The sequence below is a fragment of the Prescottella soli genome (assembly GCF_040024445.1).
In the GTDB taxonomy this organism is placed as follows: domain Bacteria; phylum Actinomycetota; class Actinomycetes; order Mycobacteriales; family Mycobacteriaceae; genus Prescottella; species Prescottella soli.
Map to the genome: position 1 here is coordinate 1,424,680 of NZ_CP157276.1, position 16,395 is coordinate 1,441,074.

15 protein-coding genes are annotated in these 16,395 nt (G+C 67.9%); 7 read left to right on the top strand and 8 right to left on the bottom strand.

The features are described 5' to 3' along the window. Positions 1–3: 3 nt before the first annotated feature. The 3 genes from ABI214_RS06630 (at position 4) to ABI214_RS06640 (ending at position 2,289) form a co-directional block, all read left to right on the top strand. The gene (locus ABI214_RS06630) at positions 4–417 is read left to right on the top strand and encodes a limonene-1,2-epoxide hydrolase family protein (protein WP_348607611.1); all 414 of its coding nucleotides are present in this window, start codon (positions 4–6) and stop codon (positions 415–417) included. Between the two features lie 197 nt (positions 418–614). Further along, a complete protein-coding gene (locus ABI214_RS06635; RefSeq protein WP_348607614.1) occupies positions 615–1,739 on the top strand; it encodes a hypothetical protein in 1,125 nt (374 codons plus the stop codon). Positions 1,740–1,878: 139 nt separating this feature from the next. Next, on the top strand, positions 1,879–2,289 hold the full coding sequence (locus ABI214_RS06640) for a carboxymuconolactone decarboxylase family protein (RefSeq protein WP_348607616.1): 411 nt from the start codon (positions 1,879–1,881) through the stop codon (positions 2,287–2,289). Here the strand turns inward: ABI214_RS06640 and kstD are convergent. The 3 genes from kstD to ABI214_RS06655 form a co-directional block, all read right to left on the bottom strand. Beyond that, positions 2,276–3,979 carry a 3-oxosteroid 1-dehydrogenase gene (gene kstD, locus ABI214_RS06645; protein ID WP_348607618.1) on the bottom strand — a complete coding sequence of 568 codons (1,704 nt, stop codon included), beginning with the start codon at positions 3,977–3,979 and terminating at the stop codon, positions 2,276–2,278. The genes ABI214_RS06640 and kstD overlap by 14 nt on opposite strands. A 52-nt stretch (positions 3,980–4,031) precedes the next feature. Then, on the bottom strand, positions 4,032–4,523 hold the full coding sequence (locus ABI214_RS06650; RefSeq protein WP_348607621.1) for a hypothetical protein: 492 nt from the start codon (positions 4,521–4,523) through the stop codon (positions 4,032–4,034). A 573-nt stretch (positions 4,524–5,096) separates the two neighbouring features. Beyond that, complete coding sequence (locus ABI214_RS06655) at positions 5,097–6,407, bottom strand: PhoH family protein (protein ID WP_348607624.1); 1,311 nt, start codon at positions 6,405–6,407, stop codon at positions 5,097–5,099. A gap of 364 nt (positions 6,408–6,771) precedes the next feature. Between ABI214_RS06655 and ABI214_RS06660 the strand changes: the two genes are divergently transcribed. Then, a complete protein-coding gene (locus tag ABI214_RS06660; RefSeq protein WP_348607627.1) occupies positions 6,772–7,545 on the top strand; it encodes an SDR family NAD(P)-dependent oxidoreductase in 774 nt (257 codons plus the stop codon). A gap of 102 nt (positions 7,546–7,647) precedes the next feature. On the opposite strand, the gene glyA is transcribed toward ABI214_RS06660, so the two are convergent. Both glyA and ABI214_RS06670 read right to left on the bottom strand, forming a co-directional pair. Beyond that, the gene (gene glyA / locus ABI214_RS06665) at positions 7,648–8,958 is read right to left on the bottom strand and encodes a serine hydroxymethyltransferase (RefSeq protein ID WP_348607630.1); all 1,311 of its coding nucleotides are present in this window, start codon (positions 8,956–8,958) and stop codon (positions 7,648–7,650) included. A 58-nt stretch (positions 8,959–9,016) separates the two neighbouring features. After that, entirely contained in the window at positions 9,017–10,246 is a 1,230-nt protein-coding gene (locus ABI214_RS06670) for a DUF885 domain-containing protein (RefSeq protein WP_348607633.1), read from the bottom strand. Positions 10,247–10,406: 160 nt separating this feature from the next. Here ABI214_RS06670 and coaA point away from each other — a divergent pair, with 160 nt between their 5' ends. Continuing rightward, positions 10,407–11,339: a type I pantothenate kinase gene (coaA, locus tag ABI214_RS06675; RefSeq protein ID WP_348607636.1), complete on the top strand. Its 933-nt coding sequence runs from the start codon at positions 10,407–10,409 to the stop codon at positions 11,337–11,339. A gap of 51 nt (positions 11,340–11,390) precedes the next feature. On the opposite strand, the gene ABI214_RS06680 is transcribed toward coaA, so the two are convergent. Further along, positions 11,391–12,530 carry a serine hydrolase domain-containing protein gene (locus ABI214_RS06680; protein WP_348607639.1) on the bottom strand — a complete coding sequence of 380 codons (1,140 nt, stop codon included), beginning with the start codon at positions 12,528–12,530 and terminating at the stop codon, positions 11,391–11,393. Continuing rightward, positions 12,527–13,861 (bottom strand): flavin-containing monooxygenase, encoded by a 1,335-nt coding sequence (locus tag ABI214_RS06685; RefSeq protein ID WP_348607641.1) that lies wholly within the window; start codon positions 13,859–13,861, stop codon positions 12,527–12,529. Before ABI214_RS06685 ends, ABI214_RS06680 begins: the two co-directional genes overlap by 4 nt. A gap of 106 nt (positions 13,862–13,967) precedes the next feature. Here ABI214_RS06685 and ABI214_RS06690 point away from each other — a divergent pair, with 106 nt between their 5' ends. Next, positions 13,968–14,618, top strand: a complete 651-nt coding sequence (locus ABI214_RS06690; RefSeq protein WP_348607643.1) for a TetR/AcrR family transcriptional regulator — start codon at positions 13,968–13,970, stop codon at positions 14,616–14,618. A gap of 34 nt (positions 14,619–14,652) precedes the next feature. Here ABI214_RS06690 and ABI214_RS06695 read toward each other — a convergent pair whose 3' ends face one another. Further along, complete coding sequence (locus ABI214_RS06695; RefSeq protein ID WP_348607645.1) at positions 14,653–15,420, bottom strand: isoprenyl transferase; 768 nt, start codon at positions 15,418–15,420, stop codon at positions 14,653–14,655. A gap of 185 nt (positions 15,421–15,605) precedes the next feature. Between ABI214_RS06695 and trhA the strand changes: the two genes are divergently transcribed. Next, on the top strand, positions 15,606–16,283 hold the full coding sequence (gene trhA, locus ABI214_RS06700) for a PAQR family membrane homeostasis protein TrhA (RefSeq protein WP_348607648.1): 678 nt from the start codon (positions 15,606–15,608) through the stop codon (positions 16,281–16,283). Positions 16,284–16,395: the final 112 nt, after the last annotated feature.

A 16,395-nucleotide genomic window follows, 5' to 3' on the forward strand; every position in this document is an offset into this window, starting at 1 on the left:
CGGATGACGACCCCGGACGCCGGCGCCGCCGTGCAGGTGGTCGAGGACTTCTTCGCCGCCCTCACCGACCGGGACGTCGACCGCGCCTGCCGGTACCTCGCACCGGACGTCGTGTGGCAGAACTCCACCCTGCCGACGCTGCGCGGACTGCCCACGGTGCGGCGGGCACTCGCGTTCGCGAACCGGCCGGCGCTCCGGTTCGAGGCGGAGATGCAGCACATCACGAGCGACGGCGCGACGGTGCTCACCGAGCGGATCGACACGCTGGTCGTCGGCCCGCTGCGGTCGACCTTCTGGGTGTGCGGAACCTTCGAACTGCGCGACGGCCGAATTACGTTGTGGCGGGACCGCTTCAGTTGGGGCAACGTCGCAGTGGGCACCGTCAGGGCGACGGCCCGTTCCCTGCTTCGGCGGTAGCAACCCGAAGTGCAACCCCGGATCGGCACCGGCTCGACAGATGAATGCGTTTGACATACATACTCATTCGGACAAACCGCCGAATCCTGACGCCTTCAGTCAAGTTTCCGATTCACGCTCGCAGTAGGCCTTCGCGCAGATATCCTCCGCCGGGCGCGGCTTCACGCGCCGATTCCAGCCGTCCGAAGGAGTGTTCGTTGGCAAGAATTGCTCGACTTCTCACCGGAGCAGTCGCGTCGGCAGCGGTGCTGACGACCCTCACCGGGGTCGCGTCCGCCCAGACCGGCAGCCTCGGGTCCGCCGAGATCGGCAGTCTGGGGAACATCGGGACCGGCAGTCTCCGGTCCCTCGGGACCGGCAGCGACGGACCTGCCGAGGTGAACCTGGACGAGGCATTCCCGGGAATGCGGATCAACTTCGACGGCCAGGAGGGGTACCTCGGCAGCGACCTCGGCGACGGGAGGAAGGGGACGTCGGGAGTCTGCACGCTCGGGGTCGTCGGCACCGATTCCGCCGGACGCCACGTCGGCATCACGGCGGGGCACTGCAACCCCGGCGCGGCGCAGTGGGACGTCAATCCCAAGTATGGGGGCGCGCCCCGCGGCGAGAAGGTCCTCGACAACGACCATCCGGTGTTCAACACCCGCACGAAGACCGGTGCCGAACCGATCGGATGGATCCGCTGGGTGGACGCAAAAACCTGCGAGACCGCCGAAGAGGCTCCCCAGTGCGTCAAGTGGAATCAGCAAGGCGAGCCCTTGAAGGACCCCGTCACCGGTAACGCCGTGGTCAACGCGAACGAAACCTCCCCGAAGAGCACGACGGACTACATGGTCATCGAGTTCGCGCCGCGCATGCACTTGACCGGTCAGGTCAAGGACAAGGACGGTCACGAGGTGATGAGCACCACCGGGAAGACGAAATTCAAGGTCGACTCGATCTACCGGGATGCGAGCGGCGCGGTCGCGGTCCCGACCAAACCGCAGTACGTGGAGAACTTCGGGTCGGCGTCCGATCGCCGCACTTTCGCAGACCGATTCAACGAATTCGATGACGACCTGCTGTTCCAGGCCAGCGCCCCCAGTTCCGGCGTCGTCGGGGCGGCCATGGACGGCGGACTGTTCCGTTCGGGCGCGGTATTCGTACCCGGTGATTCGGGCGGTCCGGTGGCTCTGCGCGGCACGGGACAGTGGGTCGGCCTCATCACGGCCGTCGACAGGACCCTGCTGATGCCGTGGGTGAACACGTCGGCGAAGAACATCCTCGCGGATCTCAACCCCCGCGGCGTCGTCGGAAGCGGATTCACGCCGAGCACCAACTGACACGGGTGCGGCGGCAGCGTGTGCTCGGCGGTTCGTCGCCGCCGAGCGCACGGGCCGACGCCACCGTCGACCTAGTAGGCTCCCGCTGAGCGGTACCGGCGAGATGTGCCGCTGGACCCCGCACAGGAAGCCGACGGCGATGACCGAGCAGCAGAACACCTCCCCCGCATTCCAGGCCGGACTCGACGTCCGCACCGAGGTGATGGGCGCCGACTTCGTCGAGCGGGCGTTCGACCGCACCCGCGGCACCGACTCCGAGGACGTCCAGGAGTTCATCACCGAGCACGTGTGGGGATCGGTGTGGACGCGACCGGGACTGGACCGCCGCAGCCGCAGCCTGCTCAACCTCGGCATGCTCATCGCGCTGCGCGCCGAGAACGAGCTCCGCGGCCACGTCCGCGGCGCCCTGCGAAACGGGTTGACCCGCACCGAGATCGTCGAGGCCGTCATCCACGCGAGCGCGTACTGCGGCGCCCCCGCCGGACTGGCCGCGATGCGGGTGGTGCAGGAGGTCCTCGAGGCCGAACTGGGTCCGCTCAGCGGCGACTGACCGGATCGCCCGCCTTCTCCGCGATGTCGAGCGCCGCAAGGTAACCGAAGACCAGCGCGGGCCCGATGGTGGCGCCCGGACCGGCGTAGGTGTGGCCCATGACGGGCGCACTGGTGTTGCCTGCCGCGTACAACCCGTCGATCACCGAACCGTCCTCGCGGAGCGCACGCCCGGCGACGTCGGTGACGATGCCGCCCTTGGTGCCGAGGTCGCCGGGCACCATCTGCGCGGCGTAGAACGGCGCCTTGCTCAGCTCCCCCAGGCTCGGGTTGGGCTTGTTGGTGATGTCACCGTAGTAGTGCTCGTACTTGCTCTCACCGCGGTGGAAGTCGTCGTCGACGCCCGTGCGCGCGAACCCGTTGAAGCGCTGGACCGTTGCTGCCAACTTGTCGGCGGGCACGCCGATCTTCTCGGCGAGCGCCTCGACAGTCGACGCCTTGACGATCGCCCCGCTCTCGAGCCACTTGCGCGGCAGCGGGGCCCGGGCGGTGACGCCGGCGAACAGGTAGCGGTCGCGGTAGGTCTGGTCGAAGATCAGCCAGCACGGCAGGTTCTCGCCGGGGCCGTCGCCCTGCCCGAACTCGCCGCCGTACATGCGGTGCGTCGCCTCGACGTACGGCAGCGACTCGTTCATGAAGCGCTCGCCGCGGTCGTTGACCATGAGGCTGCGCGGCAGCGACCGTTCGGCGAGCGCGAACCACGGACCCTTGGGCAGCGGGATGGACGGCGCCCACCATGCGTCGTCCATGAAATCGATTGCGGCGCCCACCTTCAGACCGGCGTTGATGCCGTCACCGGTGTTCGACGGCGCACCGATCGTCCAGTCGGCACCGATGGGGGCGCGCTGGTACTTCTTGCGCATCTCGTCGTTGGCGTCGAACCCGCCGCAGGCGAGGATGACGCCGTGCTCGGCGCGGAGCGTGCGCTTGCCCCCACCGGATTCGACGACGACGCCCGTCACGCGCCCGTCCTCTACCACCAGGTCGACCAGACCGGTGTTCAGCCGCAACGGGATTCCCGCCTGCCGCACACCCAGCAGCAGTTCCGCCATGAGTGCACCGCCCATGCCGATGAGCTTGCGGTGCCGGGCCTTCGCGACGAACGTGCGCAGTCCGACACGGGCCATCCGGACCGGCCCCCGCCAGTGCCGCAGACCGGTGCTGAGCCAGCGGTAATCCGACTGCTTCACAACGACGTTCAACGGCGCCTTGCTGTACGGCGGATGCAGCGTGTCGAGATCGTCACCGAGCGCGCGGGCGTCGAACGGCTTGGGCTCGCACGACCGTCCCGTGGACAATCCGCCCGGCGCCTCCGGGTAGTAGTCGGAGTAGTTCTTGACCCACTCGAGGTTCAGCGGCGAGTTGTCGATGAGGAACTGCAGCGCCTCCGGGCCGCGGTCGATGTACGTGTCGATCCGCGCCGGGTCAACACCGGGGCCGATGATGCTGTGCAGGTAGCGGCGAGCGTCCTCGACGTCGTCGGCCGGCGCGTCCCGATTCAGCACCGAATTGCCGGGGATCCAGACGCCGCCACCGGAGCGCGACGTCGAACCGCCCCAGTACTGCGACTTCTCGACGATGACGGTCTTCAGCCCCTGTGTGGCGGCCGTGATCGCCGCTGCCATACCGGCACCGCCGGCACCCACCACCACGACGTCGAAACGCTCGTCCGATTCGGAATTCCCTGCCATGACCGCCCCTCGGTGCGCATTGGAAAGTGATGCAACGAATCTAGAACACGTTTCAGTATTGAACAACGATTTGGGAGTCGGATCGCCCGTGACCAGGAGAAACATCCCGTTCGGTCCACGACTGCAGGCAGGTATTCCTTCCAGGAAATCGGACTGCTGGTGCCGCAGACCCGAACCCAGCTATCGCCCGGCCGTGGCCGACGCCATGGCGATCACCCGATCGTTCCTTCAGGACGGGGCCGGTGAACTCCACCGACCGGGCCGCGATGTCGCGCAGTTCGGCCCGCCGCGGAACCGACACCACGTACTTCGCGAGGTCCCGTCGGATGTTCCGATCTGCGGTGGCAGGACGGAACCAGGCATCCATCACTTCCTTCGGCACGGGACGCTTGCTCATCCACCCCCGCATGGCAGGCCCCCGCCGACCCAGTCGGGTGCCGAGCACCGCCATCACGGCGCGGAGCCCGCCGGGAATCCGGGCGGCGGCCACGATCGTCCGTGCCGGCCGGGGCGGATAGTTGTCGAAGGCCTCAAAGGTCAGCATCGGGGTTCATCGGTTTCCGATGTCCACCCAACGGCCAAGTGGGAACGACACATCGGTAGTCGTCGCGCAGTGCGTCGACCACATGCCGCCACACCGAGCCGTCCACGAGCAGTCCGATGGACGAACACCAGGACGGGACCGTCGCCGCCGGTGTCCTCGTACTCGATCGGTCCTGCTGAAGGTTCCACTGCAGGCATGTGCTGCGGCACCTCTCGTCGCTCCCCCATATCGTTTGCCCACCAGTCTCGCCGGACAGTGCCCGGCGTCGGGCGCCCTTAGCAAGACCGGACTGCTCCGCGATACGCCGTCGAGGGTGAAATACCAGGATGAAATGTCACCTTCGGCGTTTTTCGAATTGCCGAGGGCGTTCCTGGCGGATAGCGTCACAGGCGCTGCTTGTCCTCTGTCAAAGCAGTATCGAGCACTCGCCCATCCCCCGACGCGGGCGAGCGCTCAGCCGCCGGGCGGTGGGTTCGGTCACGCCGGTTGAACGCCACCGCCCGGCACTCCTCCCCTCGGAGTGCCGGGCTGGTGACTGGATCCAACTGCACCCACCCCCGTCGGTGAAAACGATCAGGCGTTGGGCCCGAACTCCTCCAGCATCTCGGTCACGAGCGCCGCGATGGGCGACCGCTCGCTGCGGGTGAGGGTTATGTGCGCAAACAGCGGGTGCCCCTTGAGCTTCTCGATGACGGCGGCGACGCCGTCGTGCCGGCCGACCCGCAGATTGTCCCGCTGGGCGACGTCGTGCGTGAGCACCACCCGTGATCCGGTGCCCAGTCGGGACAGCACGGTCAACAGCACGTTGCGCTCGAGGGACTGCGCCTCGTCGACGATCACGAACGAGTCGTGCAACGACCGGCCTCGAATGTGCGTGAGGGGCAACACTTCCAGCATGCCGCGGCTCATCACCTCATCCATCACCTCGGGGCTCGCCAGGCCGTCGAGGGTGTCGAAGACGGCCTGCGCCCATGGCTCCATCTTCTCGCTCTCGCTGCCCGGCAGATAGCCGAGTTCCTGACCGCCCACCGCGTAGAGCGGCCGGAACACGACGACCTTGCGGTGACTGCGACGCTCGAGCACCGCCTCGAGTCCGGCCGTGAGCGCGAGGGCCGACTTGCCGGTGCCGGCCTTGCCGCCGAGCGAGACGATCCCGATGCTCTCGTCCAGCAGCAGGTCCAACGCCACCCGCTGCTCGGCGGACCGTCCGTGCAGACCGAACGCCTCCCGCTCGCCCCGCACCAACTGGACCCGCTTGTCGGGGGTGACCCGCCCCAACGCACTCGACGTACCGCCCAGCAACCGGATGCCCGTGTGGCACGGCAACTCCCGCGCCTCGTCGAGGTCGACGGACCCCTCCGAGAAGAGCTGGTCGATGACCCCGGACGCGACGTCCAGTTCGGTCATGCCCGTCCAGCCCGACGGGACGACGTCGTGGGCGCGGAACTCGTCAGCGGGCAGACCGACCGCACCGGCCTTGACGCGCAACGGAATGTCCTTGCTGACGAGCACGACGTCCTTGCCCTCGGCCGCGAGGTTGAGGGCGCAGGCGAGGATCCGGGAATCGTTGCTGTCGGTGCGGAATCCGACTGGGAGCACCGACGGGTCGGTGTGATTGAGCTCCACCAGCAGGGTGCCGTTCTCCGAGCCGATCGGCACGGGGCGGTCGAGGCGACCGTACTCGAGACGAAGATCGTCGAGCATCCGCAGCGCTTCGCGGGCGAACCATCCCAGCTCGTGATGGTGACGCTTGTCCTCGAGTTCGCTGATCACGACCAGCGGTAGGACCACCTCGTGTTCGGCGAAACGGGTGACGGCCCACGGATCCGAGAGCAGGACCGAGGTGTCGAGGACGTAGGTGCGGACGGAGCTGATTGCGGTCACGTGAGGCTCCTCGTATCTGCGTGGCACCCGCGCAGACCTATTCGCTGGACCGGTCCGAACCCGATGTGTCAATCGACACGAGGGCCGGGTGCCGGCCCCCTCGCACTGAACAGATCAGCCACGATCAGGACCTCCCGTACAGACGGCTTCACCTGCTGCCTGTTATCCGGGGACGCTACGCCTGTCGACCAACCGGACGGTGAACGAATACGGCGTGTCGACTGAACCGCGCGGTGCCGCGAAGTGACGATCACGGGGGTGTTCGTGTTCGCGAGTGTTGACGTCGCCCGGTTTCTGCGTAGCTTCGATCTCAGAGCCACCGGGATGTCGATTCCTGGTGGACGGCGAGGTCGGGGAGTCCGATATGAGTGACGACTTCGGGATTGCAGGAAAGACCGCACTGGTCACGGGCTCGGGGCGGAACATCGGGCGGGCGATCCTGCTCGAGTTCGCAGGCCGTGGGGCGAACGTCATCGTCAACGCCCGCACCAACGAGGCGGAGGCCAACGGGGTGGCCGCGGAGGCAGAGGGTCTCGGCGCCCGCTCGCTGGTGGTGATGGGTGACGCCGCGGACAAGGCAACGGTGGAACGCATGCGGTCGGCGGCCGAGGAGACGTTCGGCGGCATCGACATCTACGTCAGCAACGCGGCTCGCCGGCTTTACAAGGACTTCTTCGCGACCACTGACGAGGACTGGCACTCCCACCTCAACCAACAGCTCACGGCCTCGTGGTACCTGGCGGAAGCGTTCGTACCCGGCATGCGTGATCGCGGCTGGGGCCGAGTGGTGCACATCAACGGCGAGGACGGCTGGCTCGGCGGCTGGAGCCGGATCCCCCATTCGGTCGGAAAGGGTGGCCTTCGTACGCTGACCAAGTCGCTCGCCCACGGGTTGGGCCAGTACGGCATCACCGTCAACGACGTGTCTCCCGGCTTCATCGACACCGTCCGCGACATGGAAACCCACCCCGAGGTGACCCGGGAGCGAACGGAGGCGTTTCTCCAGGACATCCCCATCCGACGCCAGCCGACGCCCGAGGAGCTCGCGTGGGCGTGTGCCTTCCTCTGTTCGGAGCGCTCAGCTGCCATCACCGGGGCCGTCATCCATGTCAACGGTGGCCAGTGGATGTTCGGATGAGCCCACCGCTCCCGCGGATCGTCAATGACCGCAACAAGTTCCGGACGCCGAGACGCCAGACGGCCCGCACCCCTCGAGGTGCGGGCCGTCTTGAACCGAAGATCAGGCCTTGGGCAGCAGGCCCCAGTTCTCCAGGCCGTCGTAGAGCGGGAAGTCCTGCGCCAGCTTGGAGACGCGGGCACGCAGGGCCGGCACGTCGGCGTCGGCGCCCTTCGCGAGCGCGGTCGCGATGATGTCCGCGACCTCGGTGAACTCGGCGTCGCCGAAGCCACGCGTCGCCAGCGCCGGGGTGCCGATGCGCAGGCCCGACGGGTTCATCGGCGGACGCGGGTCGAACGGCACCGCGTTGCGGTTGACGGTGATGCCGATCTCGTGGAGCAGATCCTCACCCTGCTGGCCGTCGAGCTGCGAGTGACGCAGGTCGACCAGGACCAGGTGCACGTCGGTGCCGCCGGTGAGGACCGAGATGCCGTTGCCGGCGACGTCGGCGCCACCGAGACGCTCGGCGAGGATCTTCGAGCCGGCGAGGGTGCGCTCCTGGCGCGCCTTGAACTCCGGGGTGCCGGCGATCTTCATGGCGACGGCCTTCGCGGCGATCGCGTGCATCAGCGGGCCGCCCTGCTGGCCGGGGAACACCGAGGAGTTGAGCTTCTTCGCCCACTCCTTCTTGGCCAGGATCATGCCGGAGCGGGGGCCGCCGAGGGTCTTGTGGACCGTGGTGGAGACGACGTCGGCGTGCGGGACGGGCGACGGGTGCAGACCCGCGGCGACCAGACCGGCGAAGTGCGCCATGTCGACCCACAGCTTGGCGCCGATCTCGTCGGCGATCGAGCGGAACGCCGCGAAGTCGAGGTGACGCGGGTACGCGGACCAGCCGGCGATCAGGACCTGCGGCTTCTCGCGCAGCGCGGTCTCGCGGACCTGGTCCATGTCGACGACGTGAGTGTCCTCACGAACGCCGTACGACGCGACCTCGTACAGCTTGCCGGAGAAGTTCAGCTTCATGCCGTGGGTGAGGTGACCGCCGTGCGCGAGGTCCATGCCCATGAGCTTCTCGCCCGGGTTCATCAGCGCCATCAGCACGGCGGCGTTGGCCTGCGCGCCGGCGTGCGGCTGGACGTTCGCGAACTCGGCGCCGAAGACCTCCTTGGCGCGGTTACGCGCCAGGTCCTCGACGACGTCGACGAACTCGCAGCCGCCGTAGTAACGGCGACCCGGGTAGCCCTCGGCGTACTTGTTGGTGAGCACGCTGCCCTGGGCCTCGAGGACGGCACGGGGAACGAAGTTCTCGGACGCGATCATCTCGAGGGTGTCACGCTGACGCGACAACTCACCCGCCATCGCGGTGGCGACCTCGGGGTCCAGTTGGGCGAGGGACGCGGTGTTCACGTCGGTGGCAGGCACAGCAGTCATCAGCGAATCTCCAGGCTGGATTGCGGAAGTATCCCCTCCAGTCTAAGGAACGGGGTTGTCAGCTCCCCAACGCGGCTCCGCCGCCGCTCGTCACCTCGTCGCGCAGCGCCCCCGGAGTGAGCGGTTCGTCGAGCAGTCGGCGGAACCGCTCGGACCGTTGCGGGCCCACCGGAGCCTGCGCCAGCCAGCCACCGAGAAGCCGGTAGCCCTCGACGTACGTGCTGATGTACGCCCGCCACAGCGGCGACGACAGGAACCGCAGGCTCTGCTTGGCCCGCTCGGGGCTCGACAGGCTCCAGCGCTGCAGGAACGCCTGGACGTCGTCGGCACTCGCCCGACGGTCGTGCAGCAGCAGCGCGGCGTCCTGCCGGACGCCGAGCAGCCCGCTCGACGCGGTGGACAACTCCTCGGCCCGGGCCCCGTCGAACCGCAGACCCAGGTCGGCGTAGATCTCCTGCGCCCAGGCACCCCAACCCTCGCCGACGATCGATTCGAGTGCCAGGTCCGCGAGCCCCTCCGCCATGAGGCACTGCGGGGTGTTGACCACGAACAGCGTCTGCTCGAGCTGCCCCGTCCCGACGAGACCCGCCTCCTTGCGGCAGTGCTCGGTGTGGTGACCCGGGTAGGACTCGTGCGCGATGAGCCGCGGCAGGTTCGACATGTGCTGGTCGAGGTCGGAGTTGATCGCCACGGTGGACCGGTAGCCGCCGAGGTAGTAGTTGAACCCGGACCACGGCTTGTCCCCGACCACCTCGTACTCGACCCGCTCGGTCTCCGGCAGCGCATACTCGGCACGCACGCGGTCCCGCAGCGCGCTGTTGAACGCCTCGACGCACTCCTGCAGCCGCTCCGGCGGGATGCGGTCGGCGATCCGGTGCGCCTCCATGCGCTCGGCGAGCGTGCCCGGGCCGGGCAGCACGGCGTCCATCCGACGGTGGGCCTCGCGGTACTCGCCCTCGTCGCCCGGTTCGATCCGCACGTCGAAGTACGCCGCCACCTCGTCGACGAAACCGATGTCGTCGCCGGCGAACTTGCGGGCCGAGCACTCGAGGGCGGTCAGGTGCGCGTCGAGGAACCGTGTCCGCTCGCCCGACAACCCGGCGGATGCGAAATCCGCACGCAGCGCACGGGCGTCGCCGGCGAGCCGGCGCGGATCGGGCCGCGGCTCGTTCTCCACCTGCCGACGCAGGGCGGGGTCACCGGTGTAGGCGTCGACGAAGCCCTCTTCGAGGCGGTCGAAACGCAGACCCAGCAGGAGATAGTCGCGTACCAATGCGTCCGGTTCCATGTTCGGGACAGTAGTCCTTTACCTGTGGTTTCCGTCGTGAGGCGGACCCGGCGCACCGCCCCCGTGTGGCTGCGAGCACAATTTGCCTCATGCACCTGCCTCCCCTCAGCACGCGCATGCACCGATCGCAGCCGAAGCCGCTCTCCCGGAAGGTGCTCCGATGGCACGGGTGAGCGAGTCCAGCCCCTACGTCGAATTCGACCGCAAGCAGTGGCGCAAGCTGCGCAAGTCGACGCCGCTCGTGCTCACCGAAGAAGAGCTCGTCGGGCTCCGCGGTCTCGGTGAACAGATCGACCTCGACGAGGTGGCCGAGGTCTACCTCCCGCTCGCTCGTCTGATCCACCTCCAGGTCGCCGCGCGCCAGCGTCTGTTCGCCGCGACCGCAACCTTCCTCGGCGAGAAGCACCCGGACCGCCAGGTGCCGTTCGTGATCGGCGTCGCGGGCAGCGTCGCCGTCGGCAAGTCCACCACCGCTCGCGTCCTGCAGGCCCTGCTCGCCCGCTGGGAGCACCACCCGCGCGTCGACCTCGTCACGACCGACGGGTTCCTCTACCCCACTGCCGAATTGACGCGACGCGGCATCATGCACCGCAAGGGGTTCCCCGAGAGCTACGACCGGCGCAAGCTGCTGCGGTTCGTCACCGAGGTCAAGTCCGGGGCCGAAGAGGTTGCCGCCCCGGTGTACTCGCACATCTCGTACGACGTCATCCCGGGCCAGTACCACCTCATCCGGCAGCCCGACATCCTCATCATCGAGGGTCTCAACGTGCTGCAGACCGGTCCGCGCCTGATGGTCTCGGACCTGTTCGACTTCTCGATCTACGTCGACGCCCGCATCGAGGACATAGAGCGCTGGTACATCAAACGATTTCTCGCGCTGCGCAAGACGTCGTTCTCCGACCCCGACGCACACTTCCACCACTACGCGGCGCTGTCGGACGAGCACGCGACACTCGCGGCCGAGGACATCTGGAACTCGATCAACCGGCCGAATCTCGTGGAGAACATCCTGCCCACCCGCCCGCGCGCGACACTGGTACTGCGCAAGGACGCCGACCACACCATCAACCGGCTGCGCCTGCGCAAGCTCTGATCGGAGGCGGGTGTCCTATGCATCCCGCTCACGATGCAAAGGACACCCGGGTCACAGGTTCGCGTAGGCCTGCGCGACGTACTCCTCGGTGCGCGGCGCACCCAGGAGTTGCGGGGTCATCCTGTTCATCACGTACGCGAACGTCATTCGGCGGTCGAGGTCGTTGACGACGATCGACCCGCCGTACCCGGCCCACCAGCACACCCGGCCGTCGGGGACCGACGGGTGGATGCCCGGGGCGGGCAGCGCGTAGCCGAGACCGAACCGCAGCGATGCCCCGAGTACCTGGTCGACGCCGTCGGCCTGCACGTCGAAGATCCGCTCGACCGTCTCGGGGCGCAGCAACTGCTCCCCCGACGGTGTCCGTCCGCCGTGCGAGACGACCGACTGCACGAGCGCGACCGACCGCGCGTTGCCGTGCCCGTTGGCGCCGCCGATCTCGGCGCCGCGCCACAGCCGACTCGACGTCTCCGGTACGGGGATCACCGGGTTGGCCATGGTCTTGACGAACACGCTGTCGGGCGGAAGCGACGCGTAGTCGAATCCCGTGGGCGGCGGCGCGATCAGCGGCGCGACCCGCGGGTCGACGTCGGCGGGGGTGCCGATGAAGTAGTCGGCGCCGCACACGCCGGCGACGTCGGTGGCGAAGAAGTCGCCGAGACTGCGCCCGGTGACGCGTCGGGTGATCCCGCCGACCAGGTGCCCGAAGTTGGTCGCGTGGTAGCCCGACGCCGTGCCCGCCTCCCACCACGGCGCCTGCTGTGCGAGCAGGTCTTCCGCACGGACGTCGTCGCAGATGTCGGTGATCGTGACCGGCTGCTGCCAGCCGCTCACCCCCGACGTGTGCCCGAGGACGTGCCGCACCAGCACGCCGTCCTTGCCGTTCGCGGCGAACTCCGGCCAGTAGCGGGCGACGGGGGCGTCGAGGTCCAGCAGACCGCGGTCGACGAGCACCAGCGCGGCCAGCGTGGTCATGGTCTTCGTCAGCGAGTACGTGTTGACGACGGTGTCCTTGACCCAGCGCGCCCCGGTGTCGACGTCGGCGACACCGCCCCACAGGTCCACCACGGTCTCGCCTTCACGCACGACGCACACGGACGCACCGGTGTCGGTGCCGTCGTCGAGGTTGCGCTGCAACAGCTCTCGCAGCCCCCCGAACGAGGGATCGGCGAACCCCTCGACAGACGTCACCGCGCGCCCACCGGCGTCTCCTGTGCCCGCTTCTCTCCGGCCGCGATCTCCTTCTTCAGGTCGCGCACGTACCGCGCGAAGTCGACCTGGATGGTGTGCCGCGGCGCCTGGTAGTACTGCGCGAGGCTGGCCGCGTCGTCTACCGCGATGATCCGCCGCATCTCGGCGTCGGTCGGCGGCGCGTACGAACCGCTGAGCACGCCGGCGACCAGCTTGCTCTGCTGCTCGGCGAGATTGACGATCGTGGGCGACGCCTGCGCGAGGCCCATGAAGAACAGGTTGTCGACACCGGGCTGCATGATTCGCTTGAACAGCGGGAACCTGTGCTGCGAATCGGGTTGCAGCGTCGGGTCGTCGAAGAACGGGAAGCTCATGTTGTACCCGGTGGCGCACACGATGACGTCGGCGGGAATCCGACGGCCGTCGACGAGCCGGACGTGATCGCCGTCGAGCGACTCGATCGCCGGGACGCACGTCAGGTCACCGGAACCGGCCTTGGCGAGGAAGTCGATGCTCACCGACGGGTGCGCGCCGAGCGGCTCGTGGTCGGGCTCGGGCAGCCCGTAGTCCTGCATCCGGCCGAGGGACTTCTTGATCTTGCGACGCGCGATGGCCAGACCCAGCTTCTTCGGCATCCACGGCGGCATCATCATCTTGTCGGCCGGCTTGCCCTCGCGATACTTGGCGAGCACCCAGACACCGCGTCGCGCCGACACCCACACGTGCTTGGCGACGGATCGGTGCGAGAGTTCCGACGCGATGTCGAGCGCGGAGTTGCCCATGCCGACCACCACGACGTTCTTGCCGCGCATGTCGATCGGGTCGAACGCGTTGAGGTAGTCGTGACTGTGGATGATCTGTCCGTCGAACTTGCCCGGATAGTCCGGCATCCGCGGATCCCAATGGTGACCGTTCGCGACGACCAACGCGTCGTACGTGCGGGTCTCGCCGCTGTCGAGCGTGACCGCCCACGTCCCGTCGGGGAGGCGGTCGGCCTTCTCGACCATCGTGTCGAAGGTGATGGTGTCGCGCAGGCCGAACTTCTCGACGTAGTCGCGGAAGTAGCCGTGCATGAGCGAGTGGTGCGGGAAGTGCGGCCAGTCGGCCGGGACCGGGAAGTCCTCGAACTGCAACCGCGTCGACGACGTGTCGATGTGCAGGCTCTCGTAGCACGACGACATGCCGGTGGGGTTCTTGTAGTACCAGTTCCCCCCGATGTCGTCGGACGCCTCGAAGCAGTCGTACGGGATGCCGTGGTCCTTGAGGCGCTTGGCCGTGGTGAAGCCGGAACAACCGGCACCGATGATGCACACCTTGGGCAGCTGAGGCATGGAAGTTCCTTTCCCGCAATCGGATTACATAGACCTTCAGCAAGAACGTGATCTGCGTCATAGAACCGGATTCACTGACACGCTGTCAAGCGAGCGTCGCCGTACGATGCCGATCGGGAGGTGTCCAGTGAACGAGATCGACGAGGCCCCCGAACGGAAGCCGACGTTGCGGGACGAGCAGAAACGGCTGACGCGGCGGCGCCTCCTGGACTGCGCTCGGGAACAGTTCGCCGCCAACGGCTATGCGGCGGTGAAGATCGACGACATCGCATCCGCGGCCGGTTGCAGCCGCGCCACGTTCTACCTGCACTTCACCGGCAAGACCGATGTGCTGCGCCGGATCGGAGCCGAGTCGATGGATCCCCGCGCGGTGTCGATCTACGCCGACCTCGACGAGGTACTCGAATCCGGATCCCGCGACGAGTTCACCCGGTGGATCGAGCGGGCCATCGACTGGTTCGACCGCAATCGCGCAATCCTGCCGGCGTGGGACGAGGCGCTGGTGCTCGAGCCCGACTTCCGCGAACCGGCGCGGGAAGCGATCGCAGCACTGCCGAACGCGATGCCGTCCTACCTGGCACGCTGGGGCGCCGACCGCGAGCGGGAGGCCCGCGTGCGGATCGAACTCCTGGTCACCCAGCTCGAACGGTTCTTCACCCGATGGGCCGTCCAAGGAACGATCGAGATCCCCCGCGAGCAGGCCGCGGAGGTCCTCACCGACATCTGGTTCCCGGCGCTCACACCGCCGGCGTCGTGACGGCCCCTAGGCGCCGCTGCGCCGATGTCGGCGCCTACGCGCCGAAGCGGCGGTGCCGGGCCGCGTAGTCGCGCAGCGCACGCAGGAAGTCGACGCGACGGAACTCCGGCCAGTACGCCTCGGTGAACCAGATCTCCGAGTACGCGCTCTGCCACAGCAGGAAGCCCGACAGCCGCTGCTCCCCGGACGTCCGGATCACCAGATCGGGGTCCGGCTGGCCCGACGTGTAGAGGTGGCCGTCGATGCCTTCGACGCTCATGGCCTTGACGAGGTCGTCGCCGGTGAGGCCCTCGCGGAGCTTGTCCCGCAGCAACGACTGGACGGCGTCGGCGATCTCCTGCCGGCCGCCGTAGCCGACCGCGACGTTGACGTGGGTGCCCGTGCGGCCCCGCGTCCCCTCGGCGGCCTCGCGCAGCCGCCGCGCCTGATCCTCGGGCAGCAGGTCGAGCGTGCCGACGATCTTGACGCTCCAGTTCTTCCCGGGACCCGAGATCTCCTCGACCACCTCGGTGATGATCTCGAGCAGCGTGTCGAGTTCCTCGGGTTCGCGGCGCAGATTCTCGGTGGACAACAGGTAGATCGTGGCCATCTCGATGCCGGCCGCGTCGCACCAGCTCAGGAGCTCGGCAATCTTGCGCGCACCCATCCGGTGCCCGTGGCTGACGTCGGTGAATCCGTTCTCCCGCGCCCAACGCCGATTGCCGTCGCACATCACCGCCACATGGCGCGGATGCTGTAAACCGTCGAGACGGCGCAGCAGCCGTCGCTCGTAGATGCTGTACAGCAGGCCGCGCAACTTCACCTGGACATCACCACGGGAACAAAGAGTACGCCGCCAACACGTTCCACCGACGACGAGCACCGCGACGACGCTCCGGTGTCGTGTACACCTCACGTCGAACCCCTACCGTAGTTACTCCACCGTAGGTTACGGTTCCGTAAGTTCGCCGGGCGCGTCCCGGCCCTCACCGACGACAGGGGCAGCCAATGACGGCTCTCGGGCTCGACGACCTCATCGCGCCACCGGCCAAGCCGCGTCTGCGCGGATGGATCCACGCGTGGTCGCTCGTAGTCGCCGCGGTCGCGAGCGTCGTGCTGGTGACACTGGCATTCACACTCGAATCCGCCCGGGCCGGGTTCGCGACCCTCGTCTACTGCACCACCGTGTGCGGGCTGTTCGCGGTGAGCGCGACGTACCACCGCATCCACTGGAACACGGTCCGCGCCAGGACCTGGATGAAGCGCGCCGACCATTCGATGATCTTCCTGTTCATCGCCGGCAGCTACACGCCGTTCGGCCTCCTCGCCCTGCCGCCGCACACCGGCACGGTCCTGCTCACAGTCGTGTGGTGTGGTGCGCTCGCCGGGATCGCGCTGAAGATGTTGTGGCCCACCGCGCCTCGTTGGGTGGGTGTACCCCTCTATCTGCTGCTCGGCTGGGCGATCGTCCCGGTCGCGGGCGAACTGGTCCACGAGGCCGGCGTCGCGGCCATGGTGCTGCTCGCCGTCGGCGGTGTCCTCTACAGCGTCGGGGCGATCCTCTACGCCACCAAATGGCCCAACCCGTGGCCGCAGACGTTCGGCCACCACGAGTTCTTTCACGCCGCCACCGCCGTCGCTGCCGTCTGCCATTTCGTGGCGGTCTGCCTGGTGGTCTTCGGTTAGATCCGACTCGTCCGAATTGCGCCGAAGGTTCCGGAAACGGCCCGGAGTTTCAGGCGATCTGCTTACCCTGACCTATCTACCTGGGGGAAGGAGTGCAGTGACAACAACCGAG

Coding starts and splice junctions, on each gene's coding strand:
- glyA (WP_348607630.1), bottom strand. CDS start 8,958: ATGACTGCTGTGCCTGCCACCGACGTGAACACCGCGTCCCTCGCCCAA.
- ABI214_RS06690 (WP_348607643.1), top strand. CDS start 13,968: ATGCCGATCGGGAGGTGTCCAGTGAACGAGATCGACGAGGCCCCCGAA.
- kstD (WP_348607618.1), bottom strand. CDS start 3,979: ATGGCAGGGAATTCCGAATCGGACGAGCGTTTCGACGTCGTGGTGGTG.
- ABI214_RS06670 (WP_348607633.1), bottom strand. CDS start 10,246: ATGGAACCGGACGCATTGGTACGCGACTATCTCCTGCTGGGTCTGCGT.
- ABI214_RS06650 (WP_348607621.1), bottom strand. CDS start 4,523: ATGCTGACCTTTGAGGCCTTCGACAACTATCCGCCCCGGCCGGCACGG.
- ABI214_RS06630 (WP_348607611.1), top strand. CDS start 4: ATGACGACCCCGGACGCCGGCGCCGCCGTGCAGGTGGTCGAGGACTTC.
- coaA (WP_348607636.1), top strand. CDS start 10,407: ATGGCACGGGTGAGCGAGTCCAGCCCCTACGTCGAATTCGACCGCAAG.
- ABI214_RS06660 (WP_348607627.1), top strand. CDS start 6,772: ATGAGTGACGACTTCGGGATTGCAGGAAAGACCGCACTGGTCACGGGC.
- trhA (WP_348607648.1), top strand. CDS start 15,606: ATGACGGCTCTCGGGCTCGACGACCTCATCGCGCCACCGGCCAAGCCG.
- ABI214_RS06685 (WP_348607641.1), bottom strand. CDS start 13,861: ATGCCTCAGCTGCCCAAGGTGTGCATCATCGGTGCCGGTTGTTCCGGC.
- ABI214_RS06640 (WP_348607616.1), top strand. CDS start 1,879: ATGACCGAGCAGCAGAACACCTCCCCCGCATTCCAGGCCGGACTCGAC.